Source organism: Avibacterium sp. 21-586 (assembly GCF_026226775.1).
Taxonomy (GTDB): Bacteria; Pseudomonadota; Gammaproteobacteria; order Enterobacterales; family Pasteurellaceae; genus Avibacterium.
This window is the reverse complement of the sequence record NZ_JAKKOD010000001.1, coordinates 332180-342938: the sequence shown is the minus strand read 5'-3', so window position 1 is coordinate 342938 and position 10759 is coordinate 332180. Positions and strand designations below refer to the sequence as shown.

10 protein-coding genes and 1 pseudogene are annotated in these 10759 nt (G+C 41.1%); 4 read left to right on the top strand and 7 right to left on the bottom strand.

All coding sequences use genetic code 11. From position 1 onward, the window contains the following. Positions 1-40: 40 nt before the first annotated feature. Positions 41-625: an aminoacyl-tRNA hydrolase gene (gene pth / locus L5B71_RS01610; RefSeq protein ID WP_265756580.1), complete on the top strand. Its 585-nt coding sequence runs from the start codon at positions 41-43 to the stop codon at positions 623-625. A gap of 19 nt (positions 626-644) precedes the next feature. Continuing rightward, positions 645-1736 carry a redox-regulated ATPase YchF gene (ychF, locus tag L5B71_RS01605; protein WP_115249739.1) on the top strand — a complete coding sequence of 364 codons (1092 nt, stop codon included), beginning with the start codon at positions 645-647 and terminating at the stop codon, positions 1734-1736. 94 nt (positions 1737-1830) lie between these two features. Here the strand turns inward: ychF and L5B71_RS01600 are convergent, their stop codons facing one another. The 4 genes from L5B71_RS01600 to nrdR are packed head-to-tail and all read right to left on the bottom strand — an operon-like array spanning position 1831 to position 6462. Then, on the bottom strand, positions 1831-3771 hold the full coding sequence (locus tag L5B71_RS01600; protein ID WP_265756579.1) for an ABC transporter ATP-binding protein: 1941 nt from the start codon (positions 3769-3771) through the stop codon (positions 1831-1833). A 41-nt stretch (positions 3772-3812) separates the two neighbouring features. Then, on the bottom strand, positions 3813-4832 hold the full coding sequence (gene degS / locus L5B71_RS01595; RefSeq protein WP_265756577.1) for an outer membrane-stress sensor serine endopeptidase DegS: 1020 nt from the start codon (positions 4830-4832) through the stop codon (positions 3813-3815). A gap of 48 nt (positions 4833-4880) precedes the next feature. After that, a complete protein-coding gene (gene ribD, locus L5B71_RS01590) occupies positions 4881-6011 on the bottom strand; it encodes a bifunctional diaminohydroxyphosphoribosylaminopyrimidine deaminase/5-amino-6-(5-phosphoribosylamino)uracil reductase RibD (protein ID WP_265756575.1) in 1131 nt (376 codons plus the stop codon). 1 nt (position 6012) lies between these two features. Continuing rightward, positions 6013-6462: a transcriptional regulator NrdR gene (gene nrdR / locus L5B71_RS01585; RefSeq protein ID WP_265756574.1), complete on the bottom strand. Its 450-nt coding sequence runs from the start codon at positions 6460-6462 to the stop codon at positions 6013-6015. 235 nt (positions 6463-6697) lie between these two features. Between nrdR and tehB the strand changes: the two genes are divergently transcribed. Beyond that, complete coding sequence (tehB, locus tag L5B71_RS01580) at positions 6698-7561, top strand: SAM-dependent methyltransferase TehB (RefSeq protein WP_265756573.1); 864 nt, start codon at positions 6698-6700, stop codon at positions 7559-7561. Positions 7562-7640: 79 nt separating this feature from the next. Here the strand turns inward: tehB and modC are convergent. From modC to modA, 3 genes and pseudogenes are all read right to left on the bottom strand, one after another. Continuing rightward, positions 7641-8318, bottom strand: a pseudogene (modC, locus tag L5B71_RS01575) (molybdenum ABC transporter ATP-binding protein); the annotation flags it as partial. Then, entirely contained in the window at positions 8305-9027 is a 723-nt protein-coding gene (modB, locus tag L5B71_RS01570; RefSeq protein ID WP_442780736.1) for a molybdate ABC transporter permease subunit, read from the bottom strand. The pseudogene modC and the gene modB, both read right to left, overlap by 14 nt. Before the next feature lie 15 nt (positions 9028-9042). Next, complete coding sequence (modA, locus tag L5B71_RS01565; protein WP_265756571.1) at positions 9043-9807, bottom strand: molybdate ABC transporter substrate-binding protein; 765 nt, start codon at positions 9805-9807, stop codon at positions 9043-9045. Positions 9808-9953: 146 nt separating this feature from the next. On the opposite strand from modA, the gene L5B71_RS01560 reads away from it, so the two are divergent. Next, on the top strand, positions 9954-10727 hold the full coding sequence (locus tag L5B71_RS01560; protein ID WP_265756570.1) for a TOBE domain-containing protein: 774 nt from the start codon (positions 9954-9956) through the stop codon (positions 10725-10727). Positions 10728-10759: the final 32 nt, after the last annotated feature.

The window sequence follows — 10759 nt, the reverse complement described above, 5'->3', positions numbered from 1 at the left end:
CGCTACAATAACCCACTATTTTTGCCCAGTTAAAGAAAGTATGTCAGAAATTAAACTTATTGTTGGCCTAGGTAACCCCGGAGATAAATATGCCGACACGCGCCATAATGCCGGTGAATGGGTGATTGAGCGCCTTGCTCGTCAATTTAATTTTCAACTGAAAGAAGAAAGTAAATTTTTTGGTAAAACGGCAAGAGCGGTGATTTTTGGCGAAGAAATTCGTTTTCTCGTGCCCACCACTTTTATGAATTTAAGTGGTAAAGCGGTAAGTGCATTAGCCAGTTTTTACCGTATTAAACCTGAAGAAATTCTGATTATTCACGATGAACTTGATCTTCCGCCCGGTGTTGCCAAAATTAAACAAGGGGGCGGACACGGTGGGCATAACGGTCTGCGTGATAGCATTGCTCAACTGGGCAATAATAAAAATTTCTATCGTCTGCGTGTAGGGATTGGACACCCCGGTGATAAAAATCTGGTTTCCGCCTATGTGCTAGGCAAACCTTCACCAACCGATTGGCAACTGATTGACAAAGCCTTAGATGAAGCCGCCGCGTGCGTGGAAATGCTCATCAAAGAAGGCATTACAAAAGCAACAAATCGACTCAATAGCTTTAAAGCATAAAACAAATTAAGGAAACATTATGGGATTTAAATGTGGTATTGTGGGCTTACCAAACGTGGGTAAATCCACTCTTTTTAACGCATTAACAAAAGCAGGTATTGAAGCAGCGAACTATCCGTTCTGTACCATCGAACCAAACACTGGCGTTGTGCCAATGCCAGATCCACGTCTGGACGCATTAGCGGAAATCGTTAAACCTGAACGCGTATTACCAACTACAATGGAATTTGTGGATATTGCGGGTCTTGTAGCTGGCGCAAGTAAAGGGGAAGGCTTGGGCAACAAATTCCTTGCTAACATTCGTGAAACGGACGCTATCGGCCACGTTGTGCGTTGTTTTGAAAATGATGATATTGTTCACGTTGCAGGGAAAATCGATCCTGCTGAAGACATCGATACCATCAACACCGAGCTTGCACTGGCTGATTTAGACAGCTGTGAGCGTGCCATTCAACGCTTACAAAAACGCGCTAAAGGTGGCGATAAAGAAGCAAAATTTGAATTAAGCGTAATGGAAAAAATTCTGCCTGTGTTAGAAAATGCAGGAATGATTCGCTCAGTAGATTTAGACAAAGACGAATTACACGCGATTAAAAGCTATAACTTCTTAACCTTAAAACCGACAATGTATATCGCTAACGTAAACGAAGACGGTTTTGAAAATAACCCTTATTTAGATCGCGTGCGTGAAATTGCAGAAAAAGAAGGTGCAGTGGTAGTGCCAGTGTGTGCCGCTATTGAATCGGAAATCGCTGAGCTTGACGATGAGGAAAAAGTGGAATTTTTGCAAGATCTTGGCATAGAAGAACCCGGTTTAAACCGCGTAATCCGTGCAGGTTATGCCCTATTAAACTTACAAACCTACTTCACCGCTGGCGTAAAAGAAGTGCGTGCGTGGACAGTTTCCGTAGGTGCAACCGCCCCAAAAGCCGCTGCCGTCATTCACACGGACTTTGAAAAAGGCTTTATCCGTGCGGAAGTCATTTCTTATGATGATTTCATTCAATACAAAGGCGAAAACGGCGCAAAAGAAGCGGGCAAATGGCGTTTAGAAGGGAAAGATTATATCGTACAAGATGGCGATGTAATGCACTTCCGCTTTAATGTGTAATTTTCTACTAAATTATGCCATTTTAATCTAAAAAATAATGAAAAATTTTACCGCACTTTTAAAAAGTGCGGTATTTTTTTATCGGATTTTGATATTACTGTCCTGCACGTTTTTCTTCCAATTCCTCCCAACGTACAAAGGCTTGTTCTAACGCTTGTTCCGCATCGGCAAGTTGTTGTAGTTTGTCCGCCGTATATTCGTGATCTTGCTGGAAGAAATTCGGATCAGACACTTCCGCTTGAAGTGCGGTGATTTTTTCTTCCAAATTTTCTAATTTTTGCGGTAACTGCTCTAGCTCTCTTTGCTCATTATAAGAAAGTTTCACTGCGCGATTTTTCACGGGTTTGTGAGAAACTTTGTTCATCTCCACCGCACTTTCTACTTGTTTTCCTTTTGCTTTTTTCTCTTTGGCTTGTTGCGCTTCTTTCAAGGCAAACACATTAGCTTGTTGCTGTTTCGCATCGTGAAAACCGCCCACATATTTATTAATCACGCCATTGCCTTCAAAGATGTAACATTCGGTCGCTGTATTATCAATAAACTGGCGATCATGGCTCACAATAAGCAACGTGCCTTGATAATCAGCCAACAATTCTTCCAATAGTTCTAAGGTTTCCACATCAAGATCATTGGTCGGTTCGTCCAAAATCAGCAAATTATTGGGTTTGAGCAATAATTTTGCCAATAATAAGCGATTACGCTCACCGCCTGAAAGAGCTTTCACTGGCACCATTGCGCGTTTAGGTGGAAATAAGAAATCTTGCAAATAGCCTAAAACGTGGCGTTTCACGCCATTGACTTCAATATCCTGCTTGCCGTCCGCCACGTTATCCATCACGGTTTTTTCTGGATCGAGATCGGCACGATATTGATCGAAATAAGCAATTTCTAATTTTGTACCACATTTAATATGTCCTGAAGTGGGCTGAATTTCCCCCAAGAGCAACTTAATTAAGGTGGTTTTACCGATCCCATTTGCTCCCACTAAGGCAATTTTATCACCACGCAAAATGCTGGTTGAAAAATGGGAAACCAGTTTTTTCCCTGCAATTTCATAGCTTACATCTTCCACTTCAAAAACGATTTTGCCTGAACGGGTGGAGTTATCCACTTGCAACTTGGCACTGCCCTGCACTTCCCTACGTTCACGGCGTTCTTCACGCAAGGCTTTCAACGCTCTTACTCGCCCTTCATTACGAGTTCGCCGTGCTTTAATGCCTTGGCGAATCCACACTTCTTCTTGCGCTAATTTTTTATCAAACAGCTCATTTTGTAACGCTTCAACACGCAGATTCTCTTCTTTTTCAATAAGATATTTCGCATAATCACCAGGGTAAGATACTAATTTCCCCCGATCAAGATCCACGATACGAGTTGCCATTTTGCAGATAAAAGCACGATCGTGAGAAATAAAGATGATCGAACCTGCAAAAGTCAGCAAGAAATTTTCTAGCCATTCAATGGCATCAACATCAAGGTGGTTAGTGGGTTCATCAAGCAACAACACGTCAGGATCACACACCAAGGCACGCGCCAATGCCGCCTTACGCAACCAACCGCCTGATAAATCCGCCAATCGCATATTTGGCTCAAGCCCTAATTTCATCAGGGTTTCACGAATTTTATTTTCAAACCGCCAACCATCAGCGTGTTCTAGTTGAGCTTGAATTTCTGCCAAACGATTTAGCGTACTTTCGCTATATTGCTGTTCAAGTAAATCCGAAGTGCGGTGATATTCTTTCAATAAATCGGCCAAATGAGCAATGCCCTCCGCCACATAGTCAAACACATTACCTTGTGCATTACGCGGTGGATCTTGTTCAAGGCGCGAGATCACCAGATCACGCTCAAATTGCAGGCGACCATCGTCGATTACCATTTCGCCTGCCAAAATTTTCATTAAGGTAGATTTTCCTACCCCATTACGCCCTACCAAGCAAACTCGCTCGCCGGCTTCAATGTATAAATCTGTATGATCTAACAAGGGGTGATCACTAAAAGAAAGGTACCCATTGGTTAAACTAATTAACGCCACGCTATATCCTTAATGTTTATCAATACTATGCTAAAAATCAGCTAGTTAGCCAAATATTCTTCAATGGTTACAGGCAAAGTGATTATTTTACCCAAGCGAGAAATTATGATATTCACGGTGGTGTTTGGTCTAGTATTACTAATCACATTCATCATTTGTGCAGGTGATTCTGCTTTAATATCATCAAATTGTAACATTATATCACCAGGTTGTAGCCCAGCCTTCGCTGCTGGACTCCCTTGTCTGACGCTAGTAATTTCAATACCTTTGCTATTACTTTTTCCATCATTAAATAACACATCTGTTTGAATACCAAGAAACCCTCGAATCACGCGCCCATCTCGGATAATTTTTTTCATTACGTCATTGGCAAGATCAATAGGAATGGCAAAATTGAGTCCTTCCGCAATTTCATTCGCATTTTTACCAATACTCAAGGTGCTAATTCCTACCAATTCGCCAAGTGAATTAATCAATGCTCCGCCTGAATTACCTCGATTAATAGAAGCATCGGTTTGGATAAAATTTTGTCGCCCAATGTAATCACCCACGGCGTTACGTCCTAAGGCACTAATAATCCCCTGCGATACACTCTGCCCCAAGTTATAGGGATTACCAATGGCAAGTACGACATCGCCAACGTGCAATTTACGCTTGGTGTTAGGAATAGTTGGCAAATTATCCGCACGAATTTTCAGCACTGCTAAATCGGTAAGAGTATCTGATCCTATCAAGCTCGCTTCAAAAAGACGGCCATTTTGCATTGCAATGACAATTTGATCCGCATTTTGAATAACGTGTTTATTGGTGAGAAGATAACCATCTTTCATCATTATCACACCTGAACCAAGGTTGGTGATTTGTGGTTGTCCATCCACCGAGGTAAAAGATTGGCTATACACATTCACCACTGCAGGCGAGGCAACCCGAACCGCATCTTTAAAGGAAAAAATCTCTTTTTTAAACAAAGACTGACCTTGCTTAAAGGAAGGGCTAACCAACAAAATTACCCCAGCGGCAAGTAAGCCAATGATGATCGATTGGATAATCTTTCTTAACATTCTGATTCTCTTTGTATGTTTTGTTTACTTTGTTAAATTTTGATGTGGTTAATTTTTCGGCTGATAAATGAGTTTTAAATCCTCCCCTACTGGGGTTGTAGATTGTAGTTGCCATAAAGGGGCATCAGCCAATTTATGTAAATGGGGCAAATGGCACAAACCTTTACCAGCATCACCCAATAATTTAGGTGCAATATAAACAATTAATTCATCAACCAATTTTGCTTCGATCAACGCACCAGCTAATTGTGCACCCGCTTCAATCCATAAGCTGTTGATCTGGCGTTCAGCAAGTTCAGTTAAAAGTGCGGTAAAAAAATCCACACTTTTTTCAATGTGTATTGCTTGACAAAAATCAGGGAAGCCTTGCATATCTCTTGCTCGCGAACTCACTAACCAAACTGGCGTTGCTTGTTGAAATAACTGATATTCTGGTGTAATGCGATGCTGACTATCTAAAATAATCCGCACGGGCTGACGCAGTTCACTATCAGGATAGTGTTGCTGAACGCTCAGCGGAAGCTGTTCCCAACGTACATTTAACATTGGATTATCCATTAGTACCGTTTGGCTGGTGGAAAGAATTGCGCTAGCAGCAGCACGGTATTGTTGCACATCTTGGCGTGCCTGCTCTCCCGTGATCCATTTACTTTCACCACTTGCCATTGCGGTGCGTCCATCAATGCTCATCGCCATCTTCAGTTGTACGAAAGGACGATTAGTACGCATTCTTTTTAGAAAACCTTGATTGAGTAATTCCGCTTTTTCTGCCAATAATCCTACCGCAGTTTGCACACCAGCTTGTTCGAGCATTTTTAATCCACGCCCTGCCACTTGTGGGTTGGGATCGGTCATTGCTGCCATCACTTTCGCCACACCAGCTTCAATTAATCCTTTGGCACAAGGTGGTGTACGGCCAAAATGAGAACAAGGCTCAAGAGTAACATAAGCCGTTGCGCCACTGGCATTTTTCCCTGCTTCACGCAATGCCATGACTTCTGCATGCGGTTGCCCTGCTTTAAGATGAAAACCTTTACCTATCACCTTGCCGTCTTTTACCAAAACACATCCCACTGAAGGATTTGGCGTGGTAGTGAAACGCCCTTGGCTAGCAAGATCCAACGCCATTTGCATAAATTGCTGATCTTGCTCGGTAAATTGTTGTGCATTTTGTTGCATATTAATCCTTCAAGCTCTCAATTTCTTTGGTAAATTGATTGATGTCGTCAAAACTTAAATAAACGGAGGCAAAACGGATATAAGCGACCTTGTCTAATTTTTTAAGCTCATTCATTGCCAATTGTCCAACCAAATGGCTTGGAACTTCACGCTCGCCTGTTGCTCTCAATTGATGAATAATAAAATTAATAGATTTTTCAACATCATCAGAATTTACAGGACGTTTTTCCAAAGCATGCCAAATACCACGGCGAAGTTTGTCTTCGTCAAATGGTTCACGAGACTGATCATTTTTTATTATTTTAGGGATAACCAATTCTGTAATTTCAAAAGTAGTAAAACGCTCGTGGCAACGCCCACATTCGCGACGACGGCGAACCTGAAAGCCATCAGACACCAAACGACTATCGATTACTTTGGTTTCTTCTGTTGAACAAAAAGGACAACGCATAAATCCTCCTAATCCCCCTTTTTAAATGGCATTTTCCGTTTTAAGTGCCTAAATAGCGGAAAAATTCTTCTTATAAAAGGTTGGATTGTAGCAAAATTTACATTTTTTTACGATCTTTATGCGACAAAAAATGATCTCACTCAGATATTTTGCGACTTTTTATCTTGCCTTATTGCCTTAGGCAAATTAATTCCCTACTATATTACTCAACTATTTTCATCTTTGGAGAAATACAATGAAAAATGAATTAATTTGCTATAAAAAAATGCCCGTGTGGAACAAAGATAGCCTGCCGAAAATGTTCCAAGAAAAACATAACACTAAAGTTGGCACTTGGGGCAAAATCACCGTGTTACAAGGCAAATTGAAATTTTATGTTTTAACTGAACAAGGAGATATCGTGAGCGAGCATATTTTCACTGCTCAAGATGATACGCCTTTTGTTGAACCGCAGCTTTGGCACCGTGTAGAAGCCGCGTCTGATGATCTACAATGTTATTTAGAATTTTATTGTAAAAAAGAAGATTACTTCAGCAAAAAATACAATATGACGCCAACGCATTCTGAAGTGAAAAGTGCGGTGGAAAGTATCCCCCCTTGTAAAGTGTTGGATCTTGGTTGTGGGCAAGGACGCAACTCACTGTTTTTGAGCCTGCTTGGCTATGATGTTACGGCATGGGATCATAATGAAAACAGCTTGGCTTTCCTAACTAGCACGGCTGAAAAAGAAAATCTCAATATTCAGACCGCACTTTATAATATCAATGACGCCAATATTCAGGAAAATTACGATTTTATTCTTTCCACGGTAGTGTTTATGTTCCTTGACCGCAACGCCATTCCTGCGATTATTGACAATATGCAAAGCCATACAAATGCGGACGGTTATAACTTGATCGTTGCTGCAATGAGTACCAATGATGTGCCTTGTCCAATGCCATTTTCTTTCACCTTTAAAGAAGGCGAACTGAAAAATTATTATCAAGGTTGGGAATTGATTAAATATCAAGAAGAAATGGGCGAACTACACAAAACCGATGAAAACGGCAATCGCATCAAAATGAAATTTGTGACGATGTTAGCGAAGAAAAAATCATAGGAAAGAAAATAAATAAGGGCGGTGGAAAATTTTAAAATTTTTTACCGCACTTTTAGTTTCCGTTTTACTTCTCTCTTTCGCGCCAAAGAGCAAGCAATGAGCTATCTTGCATATTTTGCCACTGATCATAGGCAACCACCTTACCTTGATCCAATAACACCACTTGTTGTGCTAAACGTGCTAATTCTTCAAGGCTGTGGGTAACATATAAAATAGGAATAGCTATCTCTTGCGCGAGCTTATCCAAATAATCCAATAATTCTAATTTGCGTGGCAGATCAAGGGCGGAGAGCGGTTCGTCCATCAGCAAAATTTCAGGTTGACTCAGCAACGCCCGCCCAATAGCAACACGCTGTTTTTCACCGCCCGATAAAGTGATCGGATAACGTTTAAGCAAATGTTCAATGCCCAAAAGCTGCACAATGTACGCAAATTCCTCGCTATTTTTCCGCTTCATTCCGTAGCACAAATTACCTTTCACCGAATAATGAGGAAACAATCTGCCTTCCTGAAAAACATAACCCACATTACGATGATTAGGCGGAAGGTTAATCTGCTTTTGCGTATCGACTAGGTCTCGCCCATTCAAACCAATATAGCCATTATCAGGGTGCAACAAACCGCTGACTAAGTTAATGAACGTGGTTTTGCCTGAACCAGACAAGCCAAATAATGCTGTAACGCCTTGCGTAGGGATATGCAAATCCACCGCAAAGGCCATTTTGCCTAATTGTTTGCGTACATTAATTTCTAACATTGGATTGTCCTAAGCGTTTTTGCGTATATTTTGCTAACCATTCAGCAATCAATAAGGACACTAACGCAATACTAATCGCCATTAAGCATAAACGAGCCGCTGCACTTTCTGCCCCCGGTGTTTCAATAAAAGAAAACATTGCAAGAGGAATGGTTTGAGTCACTTTTGGGATATTTGAAACAAAGGTGATGGTCGCACCAAATTCCCCCAGAGAACGTGCAAAACCAAGAATAACACCAGCCAACACACCAGGAAGTGCAAGGGGCAAAGTGATGGTAAAAAAGATTTTCAAGGCGGATGATCCCAACGTACACGCTGCTTGTTCGAGCTTGAAATCCACATTTTCAATGGCAAGACGAATCGAACGCACAACCAAAGGGAAAGACACAATAGCAGAGGCTAACGCCGCACCATACCAGCTAAAACCAAAACTAAAATCGAACCATTGCAATAAATAGCGTCCGATGATGCCATTTCGCCCCATTGCAATTAACAATAAATACCCCACCACCACCGGCGGTAAAACCAAAGGCAAATGGATAATGCCATTGAGCAAAGATTTTCCCCAGAAATTTTTCCTCGCCAGCAGCCAAGCCACCAAGATAGCACAAGGCAATCCTGCCAGCACAGACACCAATGCCACTTTTACGCTCAAGGCAATGGCATTTAGCTCAGCAGGGGAAAAATGAAAAAACGTCTGCCAATCCATTTGCATTAGTACCCTTTATTTCACAGCAAAACCAGCTTGAGTGAAGATTTGTTTCGCTTCTTCTGATTGTAAATAATCGAGAAAAGTTTTACTTTCCTGATTGCGATGCCCTGCCACAATCGCCGCAGGATATTCAATGGCAGCGTGAGAATTTGCAGGAAAAATCGCCACCACTTTCACTTTTTGACTTACCACTGCATCCGTGCCATATACAATGCCTAAAGGTGATTCCCCCTGCTCCACCAAGGCTAATGCTGCACGCACATTATTTGCGCGTGCCAGTTTATTTTCCACTGCCTGCCATTGATTTAAGCTTGTTAAGGCTTCTTGAGCGTATTTTCCTGCGGGAACGTGCGCCGGATCGCCCACTGCTAAATAACTGTCTTTTAAGGCTATTTGCCACTGAGTATTTTGCACATCAATTTTTTCCAGTGGACTGTTTTTCGGTGCAATCATCACCAAGGTATTTTGTACTAAATTTACACGACTTTTTGGATCAATCGTATTTTTCTCCGCCAAAAAATCCATCCATTTTTGATTGGCAGAAATAAAAAGATCTGCTGGTGCCCCTTGTGAAATTTGCCGAGCTAATACAGAAGAAGAAGCAAAAGAAAAATCAATTTCTTCTTTAGGATGAAACTTAAGATAGCTCATTTTTACCTGCTCTAATACATTGGTCATTGATGCTGCCGCAAATACGGTTAATTTGGCTTGTGTAGAAAATGACATCAACGCACACATCGCTAAAGCAGAGATAAGTCGATTTTTTACTCTTAACATAGATTTTCTCCTTTGACTTGATTTATCATTATAAAATTAATTATATAATGATTAGTAAAATAAAAGCTACATAAAAAACTAAACTTTGCGTAAAATGACAAAAAATTCTCCCGCACTTTAAAAATAATACCTGCAAGGAAAAACCAATGTTAGATAGCGAAGTGTTGCTCACCATAAAACTGCACCAACAGATTTTTGTGGATCCGAAACGGATTCGCTTGTTGCGTGAAATTGCAAAATCAGGCTCAATCAGCCAAGCGGCGAAAAATGCCAAAGTAAGCTATAAAAGTGCGTGGGATCACCTTGAAGCGATGAACAGCCTTAGCCCAATACCATTGTTAGCGCGTAATACAGGCGGTAAAAATGGTGGCGGTACCACACTGACAAACTACGCCAAACGCCTACTAAAACTGTATGATTTATTGGAACAAACGCAGCACAAAGCCTTTTCTATTTTACAGGATGAACAGGTTCCCCTTGATAGCCAGCTTTCTGCCACTGCGCGTTTTTCCTTGCAAAGTAGTGCCAGAAATCAGTTTTTTGGCACGGTGAAAAGCCTCAAGCAAGAAAGCAATCATTGTGCCGTGGAAATCCAACTCCCTCTTTTAGATCAACCTATTACAGCCTTTATTACTCCGCAAAGTGCACTCCGTTTACAGCTTGTTTTAGGCAAAGAAGTGATGCTGATGATTAAAGCCCCTTGGATAAAATTATTCGCTAAAAAACCACAAAAAAGCTGTAATGTTTTCCATGCTCTTTTATCCAGTGCTAATCAACAACCGAATACAAAAGAAATCATTTTAACCCTAGGTAAAGGACTACAATGCTTCGCGAGTATTGAAAATACCGTAAAAATTCAAAAAAACGATCAGCTATTTTGCTATATTGATCCAGAGCAAATCGTTTTACTGACGATGTAGATTTAAATAGCTATTTTCAGTTTAACCAAAAG

Excerpts from the sequence above, each read along its gene's own strand:
- pth (WP_265756580.1), top strand. The coding sequence starts at position 41 with ATGTCAGAAATTAAACTTATTGTTGGCCTAGGTAACCCCGGAGATAAA.
- ychF (WP_115249739.1), top strand. The coding sequence starts at position 645 with ATGGGATTTAAATGTGGTATTGTGGGCTTACCAAACGTGGGTAAATCC.
- degS (WP_265756577.1), bottom strand. The coding sequence starts at position 4,832 with ATGTTAAGAAAGATTATCCAATCGATCATCATTGGCTTACTTGCCGCT.
- ribD (WP_265756575.1), bottom strand. The coding sequence starts at position 6,011 with ATGCAACAAAATGCACAACAATTTACCGAGCAAGATCAGCAATTTATG.
- nrdR (WP_265756574.1), bottom strand. The coding sequence starts at position 6,462 with ATGCGTTGTCCTTTTTGTTCAACAGAAGAAACCAAAGTAATCGATAGT.
- tehB (WP_265756573.1), top strand. The coding sequence starts at position 6,698 with ATGAAAAATGAATTAATTTGCTATAAAAAAATGCCCGTGTGGAACAAA.
- modB (WP_442780736.1), bottom strand. The coding sequence starts at position 9,027 with ATGGATTGGCAGACGTTTTTTCATTTTTCCCCTGCTGAGCTAAATGCC.
- modA (WP_265756571.1), bottom strand. The coding sequence starts at position 9,807 with ATGTTAAGAGTAAAAAATCGACTTATCTCTGCTTTAGCGATGTGTGCG.
- L5B71_RS01560 (WP_265756570.1), top strand. The coding sequence starts at position 9,954 with ATGTTAGATAGCGAAGTGTTGCTCACCATAAAACTGCACCAACAGATT.